Source organism: Weizmannia sp. FSL K6-3076 (genome assembly GCF_038007245.1).
Lineage (GTDB): Bacteria > Bacillota > Bacilli > Bacillales > Bacillaceae_C > Weizmannia > Weizmannia faecalis.
In genome coordinates, this window is record NZ_JBBOWU010000001.1 from 1131544 (window position 1) to 1150659 (window position 19116).

A 19116-nucleotide genomic window follows, 5' to 3' on the forward strand; every position below is an offset into this window, starting at 1 on the left:
AAAAAGGATGATATTATGGACAAATCGAAAGCTGAAGGACAAACAAAGAAATTCCAGGAACTGCCAATCGATGTTTTTTTCAGCCGCGATTTTCTTTCCAAGCTTTCCGAGACGGTCAGTGTTTTGAAAGTGGAGAACGGGCCGGCGTTTAAGTTTGTTTATGTGAACAAAGAAGAGCAGATGGAAAAGACCGGAAAATTTCTACAGGATGTCCTCGGGGAAGAGGAAGCCGCCCGGTTTGCATATTTTTGCCAAACTGCGCTGGAAGATAACAAAGCTGTCGACTTCATTCATCATTCGGATGCAAGGCGCATCCTCCATACTTCTTTGGCCGGCATGAACGGCGGAGAGTGGGTGATTGCCATTACAAGGGATGTGACAGCACTGCTGGATGGCGAACGGATGCTTCCGGATGCACGTACATATCAGCTTGACCCTTTAACAGGCCTTTGGAACAGGCACGCTTTGCTGGATCGGTTGAACAGGAAAACGGCGGAAGCAAAAAAAGGCGCGCCCCATCCGGCTGTATTATATATCGATCTTGACCGTTTTAAATTTTTTAACGATATTCTTGGCCAGCATGTCGGCGATGAAATTTTAAAACGGATAGCCATCCGCCTGAAGCAGCTCCCCTTTTCGGATTACGAAGTGTACCGCCAAGGCGGGGATGAGTTTATCGTGCTTACGGCCGGGCGCTCACGGGAAGAAGTGAAGCAAATGGCGGAACAGATCCTGGCGCTCTTTTATGACCCGTTTAAAATTGAAGGGGAAGATTATTTTTTGACGCCGTCCGTTGGCATCAGCCTGTTTCCGGAAGACGGCGAAGACGGGGAAACGTTAATCAAACATGCGGACACGGCTCTTTTTAAAGTGAAGGAACGGGGGAAAGGGCATTTCCTTTTTTACAGCAAAAAAATGGATGCCGACTTCCATAATTATATTTTGATGGAAGCCCATCTCCGCCGCGCCATTGAAAAAAACGAGCTGGCCGTCCATTATCAGCCGCAAGTGCAGCTCGATACGGGCAAAATTAAAAGTTTTGAAGCCTTGTTGAGATGGCGCAACCCGAAATTCGGTAATGTCCCGCCTTTGAAGTTCATTCCGCTTGCAGAAGAAACAGGGCTGATCACTTCAATCGGCGCGTGGGTGATCGATCACGTATGCGCGCAAATTGCACAGTGGCGGCAAAAAGGGTGGGCCGGTTTCCGGGTCGCTGTGAATATATCCCCGAAGCAGTTTCTTGATCCCGGCCTGGCCGGACTTATCGGAAGAACGCTTGAAAAATACAAGCTGCCTGCGTCCGTGCTTGAAATTGAAATTACGGAAGGCGCAATGGAAGATAAAGGCCATATTTTAAAAGTGCTTAGTAGCCTGAAAGAAATGGGGCTGACGATATCGGTCGATGATTTCGGAACCGGGTATTCTTCTTTGAACTATCTTAAAAAATTTCCGGTTGACATTTTAAAAATTGACCAGTCTTTTGTCCGGGAACTGGAAAACAGCCAAAAAGATGCGGCCATTACAAAAACGATCATTCACCTTGCCCACCAGCTCGGGCTTGAAGTCGTCGCGGAAGGGGTCGAGGAACAAGGACAGGTGGAGTTTTTGCAATCGGCCCGCTGCCAGAAAGCACAAGGTTACTTCTTCAGCCGGCCTGTCCCCGCCGAAGAAGTGGAAAAGCAGCTGTTTGTGTAAAATCCGTCCGGTTAAATTGCAAAAACGTATTTTCTTTTCCCCTGACTAATGGTACATTGTATGGTATGGTATAGAAAAAAGAATTTCACCAAGACGGCTCTTTCTATCGTTTTCGGTGCCAGCCGGAATCCGGGCCGCATTTTTGGACACGGAAGGAGCGTTCAAAATGAGCGAAAGAATGGACATGATTTTTATCCCGGCTGAGGCTGGATATATTAAAGTTTACGTTTTCGGTTTTTTGCGTGACAGTGCCTGGGGGCAGGCGTATGCGGAATATAACGGCCTGACGGTTGTGGTAAAAGGCTATAACCGTAAGAAAACGATCATCCGGGCATTAACGAAGCTGCATGAGTCCTTATTAAAAATAAAAAAAGATTCTTAGTTTCATACGCCCTGGAAGCACTTGGGCCGGGGCACTGGGATCGTTTGCGACGGTATCCGGCAGCTTGCCGAATCCGTTGATTTTTTATATATAATGAATGGCTGTTCATTCATGAAAGGGGAGAAGGTTGATGAAAGAAAAAGTTGTCATCGTAACAGGCGGTTCAAGCGGAATGGGGAAGGCAATGGCGGCCAAATTTGCGCAGTCAGAAGCAAAAGTGGTCATTACAGGAAGGGATGAGGAAAAATTAAAGGCAACAAAAGCGGAACTGCTCCGTTACCATTCTGATATTCTCACGGTGCAAATGGATGTCCGGAATCCGGAAGACGTCCAGCGAATGGTGGAAGAGACAGACAAAAAATTCGGACGCATTGATTTCCTTGTCAATAATGCCGCCGGAAATTTTATCTGCCCGGCGGAAAAATTATCGGTAAACGGCTGGAATGCGGTCATCAATATTGTCTTAAACGGGACATTCTATTGTTCACGGGCGGTTGGAAACTACTGGATAGAAAAAAAGATCAAAGGGAGCATCCTCAATATGGTCGCCACCTATGCCTGGGGGGCAGGAGCCGGCGTTGTCCATTCTGCAGCGGCAAAAGCGGGTGTGTTATCCTTAACACGTACACTTGCGGTGGAATGGGGCAAAAAATACGGCATCCGCGTCAATGCGATCGCGCCCGGCCCGATTGAAAGAACAGGCGGTGCGGGCAAGCTGTGGGAATCGGAAGAAGCGGCAAAAAGGACATTAGACAGTGTCCCGCTCGGACGGCTCGGAACGCCGGAAGAAATTGCCGAACTTGCTTTTTTCCTGTTCTCGTCCCATGCTGCCTATATCAATGGAGAAGTGATTACAATGGACGGCGGCCAGTGGCTGAATCAGCATCCTTTTTAAACGGCCGCGAAAGGAGCGGATCATGCAGCAACTGAAAAAAGAACATTTTATCACCCATTTTTCAGCGGAAAACAAGCCGGCTTACAAAGTCCGGCTGAACGAAACGTTTGCCGTGGAGACGTTTGATTGCTACGGCGGAAAAATCACATTGGAAACCCAGCTTAGGACGGAAGTGGACATTCCCTTTATCAACCCGGCGACAGGCCCGATTGAGATTGAAGGGGTTAAAAAAGGCGACATCCTTTGTATCAACATTCAAAATATCGAGCTGGATGAAGCCGGTGTCATGGTGCTTTACCCTGGGATGGGGGTGCTCGGCGAGGATGTAAAAGAAACCGATACGCGCATCATCCGTGTGAAAGACGGTCACATCCAGTTTAACAGCCAGCTTCAATTTCCGGCTGCCCCGATGATCGGCGTTATCGGCGTTGCCCCGGAAAAAGGCGCGGTGCTTTGTGAAACACCCGGGGACCATGGCGGCAATATGGATACGAGATGGATCACAACGGGGTCGACATTGTACCTTCCCGTTTTCCATGATGGTGCCCTGCTTGCGCTCGGCGATCTTCACGCCGCAATGGGGGACGGGGAACTGGACGGTTCCGGCGTGGAGATTGGCGGAAAAGTCACCCTGCAATGCACGAAACTGGCCGGCGCGCCCGCTATCGGCATGCCGGCCGTTGAAACCGACCGCGCATGGTTTTTGATTTCATCGGCAGAAACCGTGGAAGCGGCGACGAAAAAAGGGATGCGAGCGGCTGCAAACAGGTTCCGGGCTGCTTTCGGGCTTGGGTTTAATGACGCCTACAGGCTGTTGAGTGCCACATGCTCCCTAGAAATCAGTCAGATTGTAAATCCGCTTGTGACGGTCAGAATAGCTGTGCCGAAAGCTGTTTTGCCCGATTTGTTCGCGCCGGGCCCTCTGCTTTAAAAGCAGGACACTGAAAAAGTATTCAAGAAACGGTGAGACACTCTGGATGAGCGGTGTCTCGCCGTTTTTATGTTTTCTTTTCAATTTTTTGGAGCGGCTTCTTTTAAAACAGGAGTTTTTTCTCCGGGACAAATCGCAAAAATGTTACAAGGTCTTCCCCGATTTCGGATAAAATAAGGACAGAAACGGCACAAAATGAAAAAATTTGCCGCCGCTCCCTTTTCTAAGCGAAGGTTTTACTGTAAAATTCGAATGGGACAGGTTATCATTTGTGTGAATAAAAGGGTGAATGCCGGCATCCAAAACCGGTACTCACGTTCGTTGAAAGGAGTCCATTATGTCTCAATTATTAGGTATTATCCAAAGACTGCAGGCGATGCAGGAAGCAAAAGATACAGGGGAAGTCCAGCAACGGCGTTTTGAAGTGAACGGCAAGGCGCTCTGCCAGGTGAAATTTTTCCCGCAGACCGGAACGTTTGAACTGGAAGTATTCGATGGGCAAAAACACGCCAGCAAGTACCAGTTTGACGATCTGGATATTGCCGCCATCGAAATCTTTGATATCGTCCAGGAAGGCTCTGACAGTTAAAAAATTTTTTCGCCCGGCACAAAGCCGGGCGTTTTTCTTTCGTCAATCAAGTCCTGTTTATGATAAAATAGTAGTGATCCATCATGCATCAACGGCAAACGAAATAAGCATCTCCTCTTGAAGGTTTTTGTACCTGAAAATACGGAAGAAAAGGAGATTTTTGCAAGATGATTTCATTGCAGAGCCAGGAATTTCTTGAACCGAAAATCATGGATTTTATGATCCCGTCTGAAAAAGTGGCCCATGTGCAGGTTGGGAACAGCCTGGAACATGCTTTGCTCGTGCTGACGAAAAGTGGGTATGCCGCTGTTCCGGTTTTGGACGCCAGCTACCGACTGCACGGCCTGATCAGTTCCGCGATGATCACCGATTCCATTTTGGGGTTGGAACGGATTGAGTTTGAAAAACTAGGCGAGATTAAGGTGGAACAGGTCATGAAGGCGGACATTCCACGGCTGAATGTGCATGACAATTTTGAAAAAGCGTTGCGCTGGCTTGTTGACCACAATTTTTTATGTGTTGAAGACGATGAAGGATTTTTTGCCGGCATTTTTACACGGCGTTCGCTTCTGAAGGAATTGAACCATCATATTCATAAATTGAATCATTTTTAGCGGTGGCACCGCGCAAATGGCTGCGCGGTCCTTTTTTCCATAAACCAAAGAAAACGGATTGGGGTTAACATGAATTTTTCGGAGTGTCAGTTACTGTCTGTTTTAGCACAGGAGTTAAATATGCGGAAGGCGGCTGAACGGCTGTTTGTGTCGCAGCCCGCCTTGTCGCAAAGGCTGCAGTCGATTGAAAAGCAGTGGGGAGCGCAATTGTTTCTCCGCACGCAAAAAGGGTTGATCATAACGCCTGAAGGGGAACTGGTCATCCAGCTCGCCAACGAAATGCTCGAAAGGGAAGAAAATGTGCGGGAAGCCATCCGCACGCTCGACTCAAAAGTGTACGGAACATTAAAAATCGCCTGCGCCACGATCGTCGGCCAAAACTGGCTGCCGAAAGTACTGAAAACATTCGTTGAAAAATATCCGGAGGCAAAAATCTCGCTTGTTACGGGCTGGAGCAGTGAAATTTTGCGGTCCATTTACGAAGATGAAGTCCATATCGGCATTGTCCGCGGCTTGAATGAATGGAAAAGTACGAAAATCCATTTGTTTGAAGATCCGCTCTTTCTTGTAGACCAGGAAATTGACACCCTTGAAAAGCTGCCGGCTGCCGACCGGCCGTTTATCCAGTTTAAAAGCGATTCGAATTATTATCAGGAAATGATGGACTGGTGGCACCGCGAGTTTCAAACTTCCCCGAAACAAACAATCGTAGTAGACCAGATCGAAACGTGCAAGCAAATGGTTTTTAACGGTATTGGCTATGCGATTTTGCCTGCGATCACGCTGGACGGGGCGGAAATCCGCCATCTGCACAAAATTCCGCTCGAAGGGGAAGGCGGGGAGCCGCTGAAACGCGACACATGGCTGCTCGGTTATGACGCCGCGTTTCAATTGAAGCAGGTCCGTGCTTTTGTAAAAGTGGTGCGTGAATTTATTGCGGCGCAGCCCCATATCCTTTAAAATGAAACATATGCGCAAATGATCACATTTACGTGCGAATCTGCTGTCAGGAGGCATACATATGGACATGATGGATGCAAATGAAATCATTTCATTCATAGCAAACAGCAAAAAATCAACACCTGTAAAAGTATATGTGAAAGGAAATGTCGAAGGCCTTGATTTCGGTGAATCAGCCCGTGTTTTTGCAGGCGGCGGCATGGCTGTCGTCTTTGGTGAATGGGAAGAGATTTCGGCCGTGCTGGAAGCAAACCGTGGCAAAATCGCGGATTATGTTGTGGAAAATGACCGCCGCAACTCGGCCATTCCGCTTCTCGATTTAAAAGGAATCAACGCCCGCATTGAACCTGGCGTCACGATCCGTGACCGTGTGGAAATCGGCAATAACGCCGTCATTATGATGGGGGCCGTAATCAATATTGGCGCCGTCATTGGAGAAGGCACGATGATCGACATGAACGCCGTTTTAGGCGGCCGTGCAACAGTCGGGAAAAACTGCCATATCGGAGCGGGCACCGTGCTTGCCGGGGTCATTGAACCGCCTTCTGCGAACCCGGTTGTCATTGAGGATGATGTATTAATCGGGGCGAATGCTGTGATTCTGGAAGGCGTACGCGTCGGAAAAGGGGCGGTTGTGGCAGCTGGTGCGGTCGTCACGCAAGATGTGCCGCCACATACCGTTGTTGCGGGCATTCCGGCAAAAGTGATCAAAGAAATTGACGAAAAAACAAAATCCAAAACCGAAATCATGAAAGACCTCAGAAATTTGTAAGCCGGGGACGGGTGCCAAAAAAACGGTGCCCGGCCTTTTTTGCCATACCGGAAAGGAAGGACTGGATATGGAAACGAATTTGATTGCCATCAGGCGGGATCTGCACCGGATTCCCGAACTCGGATACAAGGAGCATAAAACACAGCGGTACATCCTTGATTTTATTTCGCGTTTGCCAAAAGGCCATCTTGAAGTGAAAACATGGAAAACCGGGGTGCTTGTAAAAGTAAAGGGGACCTGCCCCGAAAAAAAGATTGGTTACCGGACGGATATAGACGGCCTGCCGATCAAAGAAGAGACAGGGTTCCCGTTTCAATCGGAACACGAAGGAAACATGCATGCGTGCGGTCACGATTTTCATATGACGATTGCACTCGGGATTTTATCGCATTTTGCAAGCCGGCCCGTTAAGGATGATCTGATCTTTATTTTTCAGCCGGCAGAAGAAGGGCCTGGCGGGGCGAAAGCGATGCTGGAAGAAGTGCTGCACGATGAATGGCAGCCGGACCTTGTGATGGCACTCCATGTTGCGCCGGAATACCCGGCTGGTACGGTGGCGGTAAAAAAAGGGCTGCTGTTTGCCAATACATCTGAACTGTATATTGACCTGGAAGGAAAGGGCGGGCATGCGGCCTATCCGCAGCATACAAAGGATATGGTGGTGGCGGCGGCCCATCTGGTGACCCAGCTCCAGTCTATTATCTCACGCAATATCGACCCGCTCGACAGCGCAGTGGTGACCATCGGGAAAATCACCGGCGGCACGGTTCAAAATGCAATCGCGGAACATGCACGCCTTGAAGGGACGATCCGCACGTTATCGAGCGAAGCGATGGAAAAAGTGAAGCACAGGATTGAAGCACTCACAAACGGGCTTTCGGCCGGTTTTGAGTGCCGGGCGGAAATTGATTACGGCTGTAATTATTACCAGGTGTTCAATCATCCGGAAGAGACCGCCCGCTTTATGGATTTTGTCCGAAGCTACGAGGGGGCGCACCTGCATGAATGCAGGGAGGCTTTAACAGGGGAGGATTTCGGCTATATGTTGAAAGAAATCCCTGGCTTTATGTTCTGGCTCGGTGTCGGGTCACCATACGGGCTGCACCATGCCAAATTTGCGCCGGACGAACGAGCGCTCGAGACAGCTGCCGATTTGATGATAGCCTATATTTTATCGTTGCAATAAAAAAGAAGGGGATTTCCCCTTCTTTTTTATTACGGCGTTATTCTTCTTTTTTGGAAAGGCAATGGTCGCATTCCAGCATGTATGATTCTGCTTGTTCTTCAATCGGCTGACCGCATTCAGGGCATTGTTTCGCAGGCAATGTTTTAAAAAATTCAACTGGGCTCATCATCATTTTTCATCCATCTCCTTTTTCGTGTTTGGATTTTTAGGTTGTTATAAAACCATTCAATGATGCTGCGACAGCCGGGCCCGGGCTGGTGTCAGCAAAAGCATGTTTTATAACAACAAATCATTTATCCTTCTGTTATAATACAGTATATACCCTGAAATTTGTTTTGTACAGTACTTTTTGCAAAAAAAAATAAAAAATTCTTTTCAAGCGGATGGATAAAATTGGAAACGTTTCCTCTGCAAAACGCCGGCCGGATCGGGTACACCGGTTTGGCGCGCCTTTTTCAAACAGACATACAAAAAAGCACTATGCTAACGGGGAGGACACTGAAAAAATGTGTTTTAAATTTATTTATACAATGCAAAAAAACGGCGAGACACGATGAATGGTGGTGTCTCGCCGTTTTTCGTTTTCTTTTGGACTTTTCAAGTGGGCTTCCTGACGGGATCCCCTTTTTTAAACTTCCATAATAATCGGCATAATCATCGGCCGGCGTTTCGTTTTTTCGTATAAAAACGGCGCCAGCGTATCCGTAATTTCATTTTTGATTTCGGCCCATTGCGTCGTTTTCCGTTCCATCACTTTATTCAAGTGCTTTGTGATGATCGTTTGCGCTTCGTTGATCAAATCGCCGGATTCACGCATGTACACAAAGCCCCTTGAAATAATGTCAGGGCCGGATGCAATTTTAAACTCGTTCATATTGATGGCCACAACGACAATGACGAGCCCTTCTTCAGAAAGGATGCGGCGGTCGCGCAAAACAATATTGCCGATATCGCCAATGCCGCTCCCGTCAATATAGACAGAGCCGGATGGGATTTTGCCAGCAACTTCTGCGGTGTCATGACCGAGCGCCAGCACTTCCCCGTTATCCATGATAAAGCAGTTTTCTTCCGGGACGCCACAGTCGTTGGCAAGCTTGGCATGCATCCTGAGCATCCGGTATTCACCGTGGATTGGCATAAAATATTTCGGTTTGATCAGCCGCAGCATCAATTTCTGTTCTTCCTGACCGCCATGGCCTGATGTGTGCACATTGTTCAAAGACCCGCTGATCACATCGGCGCCGGCGCGGTACAGCAAATTAATCGTCCGGTTGATGCTCGTCGTATTACCCGGAATCGGGGAGGAAGAAAAAACGACGGTGTCGCCCGGTTGGATCTGGATCTGCCGGTGCGTGCCATTTGCAATTCTGGACAGTGCCGCCATCGGTTCGCCCTGGGTACCGGTACAAAGAATGGTAACCCGGTTGGCCGGCAGACGGTTCAATTGTTGTGTGTCAATAAACGTATCTTTCGGGGCACGGATATAGCCGAGATCACGGCCGATTTCAATCGCCGCTTCCATACTACGCCCGAACACGGCAATTTTCCGACCCGCCAAAACAGCCGCTTCCGTCATCTGCTGCAGGCGGTGGATATTGGAGGCAAAGGTTGCAAAAATAATCCGTCCGTCCACTTTCCGGAAAATATCCTGAATGCTTTCCCCGACACGTCGTTCAGACATCGTAAAATGCGGCACTTCGCTGTTTGTGCTGTCGGACAAAAGGCAAAGCACGCCTTCTTTTCCGATTTCGGCCATTTTCGTTAAGTTGGCCGGCTCACCCACTGGTGTAAAGTCAAACTTAAAGTCGCCGGTGTGCACGATATTGCCCGGCGGCGTTTTGACGACGATGCCGTAAGAATCCGGAATGCTGTGCGTCGTCCGGAAAAACGTAACAGATGTTTTCCGGAATTTAATCACATCGTCTTCTTTAATTTCAATCAGCTTTGTCTGCCGGAGAAGGCCGTGCTCTTCCAGCTTGTTCCGGATAAGGCCGAGTGCAAGCTTCCCGCCGTAAATCGGGACATTGATCTGGCGCAGCAAATACGGAATGCCGCCGATATGGTCTTCATGCCCGTGCGTAATAAACAGGCCCTTAATTTTGTCCGCGTTTTTCACGAGGTAGGTATAATCCGGGATGACATAGTCGATTCCGAGCAGTTCATCTTCCGGAAATTTGATGCCTGCATCAATTAAAATGATTTCATCTTGAAATTGTACGCCATAAGTATTTTTTCCGATTTCGCCTAATCCGCCGAGGGCGAAAACCGCTGTCTGGTCATTTTTAACAAATTTCATACAGTTACTCCGTTAATTTAAAATTTTCCTGCTGCTTTTCGTATTCAAGATATTTTCCCTCAAGCAGCTGAATGTATTCAATGTTGATTCGGCGGTCTTTCAACTTTTGGCGTACTTCCCTTTCCGATCCGGCTTCAATATAGAACGTCTTCGTGTTTTCCCGGACAGGAATCTCTTCAGGATTTTCCTGGTAATACACTTTGTAAATCATGATTAATCTCTCCTTGCTCCGTTTTCAATGTAACTTTTTCTATTATATATAAATCATGGTACATATCACAACTTTTTCATGGCCTTTTTTTCATAAAGAAAAGAATAATCCCTCTGGAAAAGAGGGATTCAAAAGTTCAGGCGATTAACTTTTTGCGCAGCATATCTTTCCACTGTTTTAAAAGCTTCTTCCTCAGCTTTTTTAACATTGTGGATCAACTCCCTACTTCTATTGTAATATTTATTTGGATATTGTAAAGGCGTGCGGCTCATCTTGTCCTTTATTATATGTAGGGAAAATGCGGAACCATCACGCCAAAATATGACAATTTCCGGCATGCCGGGAAAGATTGCTGCAAAAAATGGCAGCGTTTGCAACAACAGGCCGGGCCCGCGGAACCGGTTTTCCTGAAAACCTTCTCTCGCAACGTTTCCGCTTTTATAGTACAGTTTAAATTGCATATTGATACAGTTTTCCCGGGGAGAATGATTCGGTATATTAAAAAAATATCGGATAGAAAAAGCGTTTATAATTGACGCTTTTTTATTTTTCATGTACTCTATATATGTTGAATATAGTGTTGTATTAGTCACATCCGCTTTTTTATTGATACAGCGCTTTTTTGGCAGGCCAAAAATGATTGCGGTTACTTGAAAGAATTGTCGGTTTCTGCAGTAAACACACATTTTTTAAAATCGGCGAAATTGTATATCCATATATGCGGATAAAGAAAGGATTGGTGAACGGGATGGCTTCACGCACAAACCTTGATGAAGTAAAGACGCTTCATGATATTGAAGAAAAGTTTGAAACAGTCCAAATCTTAAATGAAGAAGGGAAAATTGTAAACGATTCCCTCATGCCGGATTTAACGGATGAACAGCTTCAGGAAATGATGCGGAGAATGGTGTATACGCGCATTCTTGATCAGCGGTCCATTTCCTTGAACCGCCAAGGCCGCCTCGGGTTTTACGCGCCGACTGCCGGCCAGGAAGCTTCCCAAATTGCTTCCCATTTTGCACTTGAAAAAGAGGACTTCATTCTCCCGGGATACCGCGATGTGCCGCAGCTGATCTGGCATGGCCTTCCGCTTGAACAGGCATTTTTATGGTCGCGTGGACATGTGGACGGGATGAAGGGCATTGAAAAATTGAACATTCTCCCGCCGCAAATCATTATCGGCGCTCAGTATGTGCAGACTGCCGGCGTTGCGCTCGGCATTAAAAAACGCGGCAAAAAGGCCGTTGCCGTGACATATACAGGGGACGGCGGCAGTTCACAAGGGGACTTTTACGAAGGCATCAACTTTGCGGGTGCTTTTAAAGCCCCAGCTGTTTTTATTGTTCAAAACAACCAGTTCGCGATTTCAACGCCGCGTTCCGTGCAAACTGCGGCCAAAACACTGGCGCAAAAAGCGGTGGCTGCAGGCATCCCGGGCATTGTAGTGGACGGCATGGACCCGTTTAGTGTATATGCGGCGGTAAAACGCGCGCGCGAACGGGCGCTCGCCGGAGAAGGTCCTTCTCTGATTGAAACGATCTGCTACCGTTTCGGCCCGCATACGATGAGCGGGGACGACCCGACGCGTTATCGTACGGAAGACCTTGACAATGAATGGGCGAAAAAAGATCCGCTCGTCCGTTTCCGCAAGTTCCTCGAACAGAAAAACCTGTGGAGCGAAGAGCAGGAAAATGAAACGATCGAACAGGCGAAAGAAGATATTAAAGCTGCCATTAAGAAAGCGGACAGCGCAACTAAACAGAAAGTGACGGATCTGATCTCCGTGATGTACGAAGAACTTCCGCAAACTTTAAAGGAACAATACGAATTTTACCAAGCAAAGGAGTCGAAATAAGCCATGGCCCAACTAACGATGATACAGGCAATTACGGATGCGCTCAGGACCGAGTTGAAAAATGATGAAAATGTTTTGGTATTCGGTGAAGACGTCGGCGTAAACGGCGGCGTCTTCCGGGCAACGGAAGGGCTGCAAAAAGAGTTCGGCAAAGACCGCGTCATCGATACGCCGCTCGCCGAATCCGGCATCAACGGGCTTGCCATCGGGCTTGCGCTCCAAGGGTTCCGGCCGGTTCCTGAAATCCAGTTTTTCGGCTTTGTTTTTGAAACGATGGACTCGATCCACGGCCAGATGGCGAGATACCGGTTCCGCACCGGCGGGGATTTGAAAATGCCGATTACGATCCGCGCTCCTTTCGGCGGAGGCGTGCATACGCCGGAAATGCATGCGGACAGCCTCGAAGGACTCATGGCGCAAACACCGGGCATTAAAGTTGTAATTCCGTCCACGCCTTATGATGCGAAAGGGTTGCTTATCTCCGCGATCCGGGACAATGACCCGGTCGTTTTTCTCGAACATATGAAACTGTACCGTTCTTTCCGGGAAGAAGTGCCGGAAGAAGAATATACGATTCCGCTCGGAAAAGCCGATGTAAAACGGGAAGGAAAAGATATTTCGATTATCGCTTACGGCGCAATGGTCCATGAATCATTGAAAGCAGCGGATGAACTTGAAAAAGAAGGGTACTCCGCAGAAGTGGTTGATCTCCGTACAGTCAGCCCGCTTGATGTAGAAACGATTGTGGCGTCTGTGGAAAAAACAAACCGCGCCATTGTCGTCCAGGAAGCACAGCGCCAGGCTGGTGTTGCGGCAAACGTCGTTGCGGAAATCAACGAACGCGCGATTTTGAGCCTGGAAGCACCAGTATTGCGCGTAACAGCGCCGGATACCGTTTATCCGTTCTCGCAGGCGGAAGGCGTTTGGATTCCGACCTATAAAGATATTTTGGAAAAAGCAAAAGAGACATTGACATTCTAAACCGGTTTTTGCCGTAAACGGGTGATGGCGGCGCGTTGAACCGAGATACATTCCAATCAAGTTTTTTTGCTGCACCTTGATGGGGGCGCATTTTGAAAAAAGGAGCGTGAACACCTTGTCATTTGAATTCAGGCTGCCGGATATCGGCGAAGGGATCCACGAAGGCGAGATTGTAAAATGGTTTATTAAACCGGGCGATAAAGTTTCGGAAGATGATGTGCTTTGTGAAGTGCAAAATGACAAATCGGTTGTCGAAATTCCGTCCCCTGTGGAAGGGACTGTTGAAGACATTCTTGTTGAAGAAGGGAGCGTCGCAGTTGTCGGCGACGTCCTTGTAAAATTCGATGCGCCCGGATATGAAAATCTTAAATTTAAAGGGGATCATGGGCAAGATCAGAAAGAAGAGGCGGCAGAAAGTGCAAAACCGGAACCGGCCAAACCGGAACCGGCAAAACAGGAAACAGCTGAAACTGCCAAGCCTGCTGAAAAAGAAGCAGAACACGGATCCGAATCCGCGGATCGCCGCGTGATCGCGATGCCATCCGTACGGAAATATGCCCGTGAAAAAGGCGTCGATATCCGGCTTGTGTCCGGAACCGGAAAAAACGGCCGCGTGCTCCGCGAAGATATCGATGCGTATGTGAACGGGCCGCAGCAGCCGGAAGCGGAAACCGGCAAAACCGAAGCACAGGCACCTGCTTCCCAGAATGCTATTCCTGAAGGGGAATTCCCTGAAACACGTGAACCGATGAGCGGCATCCGCAAAGTGATTGCAAAAGCGATGGTCAACTCGAAACAAACCGCACCGCATGTCACGCTGATGGATGATGTCGATGTGACGGCACTTGTCGCACACCGGAAAAAGTTCAAAGAGATCGCGGCGGAAAAAGGCGTCAAGCTGACTTTCTTGCCGTATGTCGTAAAAGCGCTCGTCAGCACACTGCGGGAATATCCGGTTTTAAATAGTTCGATTGATGATGAAACGAATGAAATCATCCATAAGCATTATTACAATATCGGGATTGCCGCTGATACGGAGCGCGGCTTGCTTGTGCCGGTCGTCAAACACGCCGACCGCAAACCGGTATTTGCGGTTTCCAAAGAAATTAATGAACTGGCTGAAAAAGCAAGAGATGGAAAGCTTGCCCCGAACGAAATGAAAGGCGCTTCCATTACGATTTCCAATATCGGTTCCGCCGGCGGGCAATGGTTTACACCGGTTATCAACCGTCCGGAAGTGGCCATTTTAGGAATCGGCCGGATTGCAGAAAAGCCGGTCGTTAAAAACGGTGAAATTGTTGCAGCGCCTGTACTGGCGTTGTCGCTCAGTTTTGACCACCGTATCATCGATGGTGCCACCGCACAAAATGCGTTAAATCATATCAAACGTTTGTTGCATGATCCAGAACTTTTATTAATGGAGGCGTAATCTGATGGTTGTAGGAGATTTTCCAATTGAAACCGACACAATTGTAATCGGCGCAGGGCCTGGCGGATATGTCGCGGCCATCCGGGCAGCCCAGCTCGGCCAAAAAGTGACGATCGTTGAAAAGCAGTTTATCGGCGGGGTTTGCTTAAATGTAGGATGCATTCCTTCAAAAGCGCTCATTTCGGCGGCGCACCGCTATGAATACGCAACGGAATCCGAGGCGCTCGGCATTGCCGTTGAAAATGCAAAAATTGATTTTGGGAAAGTGCAGGAATGGAAATCCGGCGTCGTGAAAAAACTGACCGGAGGCGTAGAAAGCCTGTTAAAAGGCAACAAAATTGACATCGTCCGCGGGGAAGCCTATTTTGTCGATGACCATACGCTTCGTGTAATGGACGAGAAATCAGCGCAAACCTATACATTTAAAAATGCGATTCTCGCAACCGGTTCGCGACCGATTGAAATCCCTTCCTTCAAATTTTCAGAACGCGTCATTGATTCAACCGGCGCGCTGAGTTTGAAGGAAATTCCGGAAAAACTCGTCATTATCGGCGGCGGCGTCATCGGAATGGAACTCGGGACAGCCTATGCAAAATTCGGGACGAAAGTAACGATTTTGGAAGGGGCAAAAGACATTATCGGCGGCGCGTTTGAAAAACAAATGACTTCCCTCGTTGTCCGCAAGCTGAAAAAACGGGGTGTCGAAATTATCACGGAAGCGATGGCAAAAGGCGTGGAAGAGAAGGAAAACGGCGTAGTTGTCACGTATGAAGCAAAAGGCCAGGAACAAAAAGTGGAAGGCGATTATGTGCTGGTTACGGTCGGGCGCCGTCCAAACACAGATGAACTCGGCCTTGAACAGTTGAATATCAAGATGACGGACAGGGGCATTATCGAAGTGGATAAACAGTGCCGGACAAGCGTGCCGAATATTTATGCCATCGGCGATATTGTCCCGGGCCCGCAGCTTGCCCACAAAGCCTCCTATGAAGGGAAGATTGCGGCCGAAGCCATTTCCGGGCAGCCGGCCGAAGTGGATTACCTCGGCATTCCGGTCATTGTCTTTTCTGATCCGGAACTTGCAACGGTCGGCTATACAGAACAGCAGGCAAAAGAAGAGGGCATTGATTATGCAGTCGGCAAATTTCCGTACGGCGCGAACGGGCGGGCACTTGCCCTTGAAGCCGGCGAAGGTTTCGTCAAACTGATTACACGCAAAGAAGACGGGCTGTTGATCGGTGGCCAAATCGTCGGGATCAGCGCTTCCGATATTATTTCGGAAATCGGCCTCGCAATCGAGGCGGGCATGACAGCGGAAGATATCGCGCTGACGATCCATGCCCACCCGACATTAGGGGAAATTACGATGGAAGCGGCCGAAGCGGCACTCGGCACCCCAGTCCATATTTTAAAATAATGATTCAAAGGCTTCACACCGGGAAGGCTGCCCCGGCGTGAAGCCTTTTTCCGTTTAAAGGCGCCGCTATAAGGCTATAACAGTAACAACTGCATATGGGACAGATTTTTTCGTGCTGGCAGGCAAGGTTATAACAACGAAACTGCGTGCATATTTTGAATTATGATGAAAGGTGCAGGTGGGACAATGAAATGTACGGTGGCATTTTTATTCCAGATCATGATATGGAGCGGTTTTAAACTGGCAGAGTGGTTGTCCGATCACGATCCAGTTATTTTTACCGCCGCCCTGTTCATTATTTTTTTATTCATTGCCTTTGCCCTGGCAAAATCAATTGTGCATTCGCTCCGGGCTGCATCTGTGGTAACGGTGCTGAGTCTCGCTGTATACGGGCTTGTGGAAGTGTCATTTTCAAAACTGATTTTCTAAAACAACCGCAAAATGATTTCGCTTTCAATTGTATAACATAATTTAAAATATGTTATACAAAATCCTTGATTTTTTCTCCAGTATGACATATTATAATATTACAAGCGATTACAAAAAGCGCAAAGGGGAGGAAAATCGGATGGGAATCATTGTTTGCCAATCATGCGATGCCACGATTGACCACGTTGAGGAAGAAAAAGTATCCGTGCTTTACTCAACGTGTGACCAATGTAAACACGAAGAAGAATAGTCCTGAACTGTAGCACTTGATTTTTCCAATGCATGCGTCCATTTTCTCTCGGCCGGCTTGTTGCCCGGCTTTTTTTGCGTGATGGGACAAAAAAGCAGGCGGGAAGGCCCCAGCCTGCTTTTTCAAACTTATTGAATGGCATGATGTTCTTTAATGACGCGGATCGTTTGCAATGTTTCGTCTTCAGGCCCCTGTACGGGAAGGCCGGCTTCGATGTTTTTCCGGATATAAGCAATGTTTTCTTCCGTAATAATTTCCCCCGGGATAAAAATCGGAATGCCCGGCGGATAGACCATGACAAACTCGGCAATGATCCTGCCAGCAGAACCGGAAAACGGAATGGATTCCGTCTCGGCATAAAAGGCATCACGCGGCGAGAGGGCAAGCGATGGAATTTCGGGAAGCATCACTTTCACCCCTACCTTGCCGGACAAATGCGAGAACGTGTCGGACAAGCTGTGTAAAGCCTCAACGAGCAAATCCAGTTCCGTTTCTGTATCTCCGGGCGTCACAATGCAAAGAATATTATACAAATCAGAGAGTTCCACTTCTATATGGTAGGTTTCACGCAGCCATTTTTCCGCATCGTGGCCGGTGATCCCCAAATCTTTTACAGAGATGATCAGCTTCGCCGGATCGTAATCATAAGTCGCTTTCGTTTGGAGAATCTCGCTTCCGGCGCAATACAAATGATCGATTTCGTTTATACGCTCCCGTGTTTTTTGCGCAAGGCGGGTTGTTTCCTTGATGATCGTGCTTCCCTCTGTTGCAAGCCTTTTTCGGGCGACATCGAGCGAAGCCAGTAAAATGTAGGAAGTGGACGTGGTCGTCAGCATGCTGAAAATGCTTTGAACACGTTTCTTCGATACAAGCCCTTCTTTCAGATTCAAGATCGAACTTTGTGTCAGCGAGCCGCCAAGCTTGTGGACGCTCGTTGCGGCCATATCCGCGCCGGCCTGCATGGCGGAAACCGGCAGTTCATCGTCAAAATGAATATGGACACCGTGTGCCTCGTCCACCAGTACCGGGACATGGAAGGCATGGGATATATCCACAATGCTTTTCAAATCAGCGGAAATGCCGTAATAGGTCGGATTAATGACCAGGACGGCTTTTGCATCGGGATGCTGCTTGAGCGCTTTAGAAACGGATGCCGGTGTAATGCCGTGTGAAATGCCAAGCACCTGATCCACTTCCGGGTGGATAAAAACGGGCACGGCGCCGGAAAACACAATCGCAGACATCACTGATTTATGGACATTGCGCGGCACAATGATTTTATCGCCCGGCCCGCAGACGCTCATCACCATGGCCATAATTGCGCCGCTCGTCCCTTGTACGGAAAAAAACGTAGCATCCGCCCCGAATGCTTCCGCGGAAAGCTTCTGCGCCTCCTCGATCATGCCGTGGGGCTGGTGAAGATCATCGAGCGGCTCGATATTAATTAAATCCAGTTTTAATACATTGTCGCCGATGAATTTGCGAAAATCAGGATCCATCCCGCGCCCGGTTTTATGGCCGGGAATATGGAATTGGACGGGATTTCGTTCAATATGCCGGAGAAGCCCGGTGTATAACGGCGTGTGATACTGTGACAATCATTCCACCTCTTTATCTCATTACTGGCTTTTGAAGAAAAACAAGATGAATTATAGCATTCCAGCCGCGGTTTTTAAATAGTTTTTCTTTGCACAGGGAAAAAACAAGCCGGAAGCGGGCAATGGAAAAAGATAAAGCGCATAAAGCATGGAGAAATGAGGGGAAGCTAGACGGTGAATGTACAGGTGGAAGGGAGCCGGAGCAAACCGTACCTTTAAAATGGATGGCAGCCCTTTGTATTCCGGTGGATTGCGGCATGATTGGCCAGGCGGAAGCGATTCAGGTAAAATAGAACGGGTATACAGAAGAAAAGCGAGGTGGTGATTGGATGGAATATCCATATCCGATTTCAGCTGACTGGTCGACACAGGAAGTCATCGACGCCGTCCAATTTTTCGAAGCGGTGGAAGAAGCATATGAAAAAGGGGTCAACCGGGACGTGCTGCTTGCCAGGTACCGCCGTTTTAAAGAAATCGTCCCCGGGAAAGCCGATGAGCGGAATATATGCAATGAATTTGAAGAAGCGAGCGGCTACTCCCCGTACCGGGCCGTCAAGAAAATGAAGGAAGAACAGGGCCCGGTCATTAAAATGCATGAAACCGGATCGCGCGGTTAGCGGGACGGA

General features: G+C 48.3%; 22 protein-coding genes. 17 read left to right on the forward strand and 5 right to left on the reverse strand.

The window, feature by feature from the left end; translation table 11 throughout:
• The first annotated feature begins 15 nt into the window (after window positions 1-15).
• The 9 genes from NSS95_RS05075 to NSS95_RS05115 all read left to right on the forward strand — a co-directional run bounded on the left by NSS95_RS05075 (window position 16) and on the right by NSS95_RS05115 (window position 8024).
• On the forward strand, window positions 16-1695 hold the full coding sequence (locus NSS95_RS05075) for a putative bifunctional diguanylate cyclase/phosphodiesterase (protein ID WP_260832546.1): 1680 nt from the start codon (window positions 16-18) through the stop codon (window positions 1693-1695).
• A 166-nt stretch (window positions 1696-1861) separates the two neighbouring features.
• Window positions 1862-2077, forward strand: a complete 216-nt coding sequence (locus NSS95_RS05080) for a hypothetical protein (protein WP_014095621.1) — start codon at window positions 1862-1864, stop codon at window positions 2075-2077.
• Between the two features lie 130 nt (window positions 2078-2207).
• Window positions 2208-2972 (forward strand): 2,4-dienoyl-CoA reductase, encoded by a 765-nt coding sequence (gene fadH, locus NSS95_RS05085; protein ID WP_026683825.1) that lies wholly within the window; start codon window positions 2208-2210, stop codon window positions 2970-2972.
• Between the two features lie 22 nt (window positions 2973-2994).
• Window positions 2995-3903 carry an acetamidase/formamidase family protein gene (locus NSS95_RS05090; RefSeq protein ID WP_026683826.1) on the forward strand — a complete coding sequence of 303 codons (909 nt, stop codon included), beginning with the start codon at window positions 2995-2997 and terminating at the stop codon, window positions 3901-3903.
• Between the two features lie 337 nt (window positions 3904-4240).
• Window positions 4241-4492: a YkuJ family protein gene (locus NSS95_RS05095; RefSeq protein ID WP_013858910.1), complete on the forward strand. Its 252-nt coding sequence runs from the start codon at window positions 4241-4243 to the stop codon at window positions 4490-4492.
• 167 nt (window positions 4493-4659) lie between these two features.
• On the forward strand, window positions 4660-5106 hold the full coding sequence (gene cbpB, locus NSS95_RS05100; protein WP_013858911.1) for a cyclic-di-AMP-binding protein CbpB: 447 nt from the start codon (window positions 4660-4662) through the stop codon (window positions 5104-5106).
• A 69-nt stretch (window positions 5107-5175) separates the two neighbouring features.
• Window positions 5176-6066, forward strand: a complete 891-nt coding sequence (locus NSS95_RS05105) for a LysR family transcriptional regulator (protein WP_071646891.1) — start codon at window positions 5176-5178, stop codon at window positions 6064-6066.
• Between the two features lie 61 nt (window positions 6067-6127).
• Complete coding sequence (gene dapD / locus NSS95_RS05110; RefSeq protein ID WP_014095617.1) at window positions 6128-6838, forward strand: 2,3,4,5-tetrahydropyridine-2,6-dicarboxylate N-acetyltransferase; 711 nt, start codon at window positions 6128-6130, stop codon at window positions 6836-6838.
• 67 nt (window positions 6839-6905) lie between these two features.
• On the forward strand, window positions 6906-8024 hold the full coding sequence (locus NSS95_RS05115) for an N-acetyldiaminopimelate deacetylase (RefSeq protein WP_014095616.1): 1119 nt from the start codon (window positions 6906-6908) through the stop codon (window positions 8022-8024).
• Window positions 8025-8061: 37 nt separating this feature from the next.
• Here the strand turns inward: NSS95_RS05115 and yhfH are convergent, their stop codons facing one another.
• The 4 genes from yhfH to NSS95_RS05135 form a co-directional block, all read right to left on the reverse strand.
• Window positions 8062-8196: a protein YhfH gene (yhfH, locus tag NSS95_RS05120; protein ID WP_013858915.1), complete on the reverse strand. Its 135-nt coding sequence runs from the start codon at window positions 8194-8196 to the stop codon at window positions 8062-8064.
• A gap of 456 nt (window positions 8197-8652) precedes the next feature.
• On the reverse strand, window positions 8653-10320 hold the full coding sequence (gene rnjA, locus NSS95_RS05125; RefSeq protein ID WP_014095615.1) for a ribonuclease J1: 1668 nt from the start codon (window positions 10318-10320) through the stop codon (window positions 8653-8655).
• 4 nt (window positions 10321-10324) lie between these two features.
• Window positions 10325-10531 (reverse strand): DNA-dependent RNA polymerase subunit epsilon, encoded by a 207-nt coding sequence (locus tag NSS95_RS05130; protein ID WP_013858917.1) that lies wholly within the window; start codon window positions 10529-10531, stop codon window positions 10325-10327.
• 128 nt (window positions 10532-10659) lie between these two features.
• Window positions 10660-11085 carry a hypothetical protein gene (locus NSS95_RS05135; protein WP_179234352.1) on the reverse strand — a complete coding sequence of 142 codons (426 nt, stop codon included), beginning with the start codon at window positions 11083-11085 and terminating at the stop codon, window positions 10660-10662.
• A 194-nt stretch (window positions 11086-11279) separates the two neighbouring features.
• On the opposite strand from NSS95_RS05135, the gene pdhA reads away from it, so the two are divergent.
• From pdhA to NSS95_RS05165, 6 genes are all read left to right on the forward strand, one after another.
• Window positions 11280-12386 carry a pyruvate dehydrogenase (acetyl-transferring) E1 component subunit alpha gene (gene pdhA / locus NSS95_RS05140; protein ID WP_179234353.1) on the forward strand — a complete coding sequence of 369 codons (1107 nt, stop codon included), beginning with the start codon at window positions 11280-11282 and terminating at the stop codon, window positions 12384-12386.
• 3 nt (window positions 12387-12389) lie between these two features.
• Window positions 12390-13367, forward strand: a complete 978-nt coding sequence (locus NSS95_RS05145; protein WP_014095613.1) for an alpha-ketoacid dehydrogenase subunit beta — start codon at window positions 12390-12392, stop codon at window positions 13365-13367.
• Between the two features lie 115 nt (window positions 13368-13482).
• A complete protein-coding gene (locus NSS95_RS05150; protein ID WP_340713826.1) occupies window positions 13483-14796 on the forward strand; it encodes a dihydrolipoamide acetyltransferase family protein in 1314 nt (437 codons plus the stop codon).
• 4 nt (window positions 14797-14800) lie between these two features.
• Entirely contained in the window at window positions 14801-16213 is a 1413-nt protein-coding gene (gene lpdA, locus NSS95_RS05155; RefSeq protein ID WP_046721196.1) for a dihydrolipoyl dehydrogenase, read from the forward strand.
• Between the two features lie 186 nt (window positions 16214-16399).
• On the forward strand, window positions 16400-16642 hold the full coding sequence (locus tag NSS95_RS05160) for a hypothetical protein (protein WP_014095610.1): 243 nt from the start codon (window positions 16400-16402) through the stop codon (window positions 16640-16642).
• Window positions 16643-16781: 139 nt separating this feature from the next.
• A complete protein-coding gene (locus tag NSS95_RS05165; RefSeq protein WP_014095609.1) occupies window positions 16782-16892 on the forward strand; it encodes a GapA-binding peptide SR1P in 111 nt (36 codons plus the stop codon).
• 128 nt (window positions 16893-17020) lie between these two features.
• Here NSS95_RS05165 and NSS95_RS05170 read toward each other — a convergent pair whose 3' ends face one another.
• Window positions 17021-18490 (reverse strand): aminotransferase class I/II-fold pyridoxal phosphate-dependent enzyme, encoded by a 1470-nt coding sequence (locus tag NSS95_RS05170; RefSeq protein WP_340713827.1) that lies wholly within the window; start codon window positions 18488-18490, stop codon window positions 17021-17023.
• Between the two features lie 122 nt (window positions 18491-18612).
• Between NSS95_RS05170 and NSS95_RS05175 the strand changes: the two genes are divergently transcribed.
• Together NSS95_RS05175 and NSS95_RS05180 are read left to right on the forward strand one after the other, a co-directional pair.
• Window positions 18613-18783 (forward strand): hypothetical protein, encoded by a 171-nt coding sequence (locus NSS95_RS05175; protein WP_315958227.1) that lies wholly within the window; start codon window positions 18613-18615, stop codon window positions 18781-18783.
• 36 nt (window positions 18784-18819) lie between these two features.
• Window positions 18820-19107: a UPF0223 family protein gene (locus NSS95_RS05180; RefSeq protein WP_013858925.1), complete on the forward strand. Its 288-nt coding sequence runs from the start codon at window positions 18820-18822 to the stop codon at window positions 19105-19107.
• Window positions 19108-19116 lie beyond the last annotated feature (9 nt).

Excerpts from the sequence above, each read along its gene's own strand:
- dapD (WP_014095617.1), top strand. The coding sequence starts at position 6,128 with ATGGACATGATGGATGCAAATGAAATCATTTCATTCATAGCAAACAGC.
- cbpB (WP_013858911.1), top strand. The coding sequence starts at position 4,660 with ATGATTTCATTGCAGAGCCAGGAATTTCTTGAACCGAAAATCATGGAT.
- NSS95_RS05145 (WP_014095613.1), top strand. The coding sequence starts at position 12,390 with ATGGCCCAACTAACGATGATACAGGCAATTACGGATGCGCTCAGGACC.
- NSS95_RS05130 (WP_013858917.1), bottom strand. The coding sequence starts at position 10,531 with ATGATTTACAAAGTGTATTACCAGGAAAATCCTGAAGAGATTCCTGTC.
- NSS95_RS05090 (WP_026683826.1), top strand. The coding sequence starts at position 2,995 with ATGCAGCAACTGAAAAAAGAACATTTTATCACCCATTTTTCAGCGGAA.
- NSS95_RS05075 (WP_260832546.1), top strand. The coding sequence starts at position 16 with ATGGACAAATCGAAAGCTGAAGGACAAACAAAGAAATTCCAGGAACTG.
- NSS95_RS05080 (WP_014095621.1), top strand. The coding sequence starts at position 1,862 with ATGAGCGAAAGAATGGACATGATTTTTATCCCGGCTGAGGCTGGATAT.
- NSS95_RS05160 (WP_014095610.1), top strand. The coding sequence starts at position 16,400 with ATGAAATGTACGGTGGCATTTTTATTCCAGATCATGATATGGAGCGGT.
- NSS95_RS05115 (WP_014095616.1), top strand. The coding sequence starts at position 6,906 with ATGGAAACGAATTTGATTGCCATCAGGCGGGATCTGCACCGGATTCCC.
- pdhA (WP_179234353.1), top strand. The coding sequence starts at position 11,280 with ATGGCTTCACGCACAAACCTTGATGAAGTAAAGACGCTTCATGATATT.
- NSS95_RS05180 (WP_013858925.1), top strand. The coding sequence starts at position 18,820 with ATGGAATATCCATATCCGATTTCAGCTGACTGGTCGACACAGGAAGTC.
- lpdA (WP_046721196.1), top strand. The coding sequence starts at position 14,801 with ATGGTTGTAGGAGATTTTCCAATTGAAACCGACACAATTGTAATCGGC.
- rnjA (WP_014095615.1), bottom strand. The coding sequence starts at position 10,320 with ATGAAATTTGTTAAAAATGACCAGACAGCGGTTTTCGCCCTCGGCGGA.
- fadH (WP_026683825.1), top strand. The coding sequence starts at position 2,208 with ATGAAAGAAAAAGTTGTCATCGTAACAGGCGGTTCAAGCGGAATGGGG.
- yhfH (WP_013858915.1), bottom strand. The coding sequence starts at position 8,196 with ATGATGATGAGCCCAGTTGAATTTTTTAAAACATTGCCTGCGAAACAA.
- NSS95_RS05095 (WP_013858910.1), top strand. The coding sequence starts at position 4,241 with ATGTCTCAATTATTAGGTATTATCCAAAGACTGCAGGCGATGCAGGAA.
- NSS95_RS05105 (WP_071646891.1), top strand. The coding sequence starts at position 5,176 with ATGAATTTTTCGGAGTGTCAGTTACTGTCTGTTTTAGCACAGGAGTTA.
- NSS95_RS05165 (WP_014095609.1), top strand. The coding sequence starts at position 16,782 with ATGGGAATCATTGTTTGCCAATCATGCGATGCCACGATTGACCACGTT.
- NSS95_RS05135 (WP_179234352.1), bottom strand. The coding sequence starts at position 11,085 with ATGAAAAATAAAAAAGCGTCAATTATAAACGCTTTTTCTATCCGATAT.
- NSS95_RS05175 (WP_315958227.1), top strand. The coding sequence starts at position 18,613 with ATGGAAAAAGATAAAGCGCATAAAGCATGGAGAAATGAGGGGAAGCTA.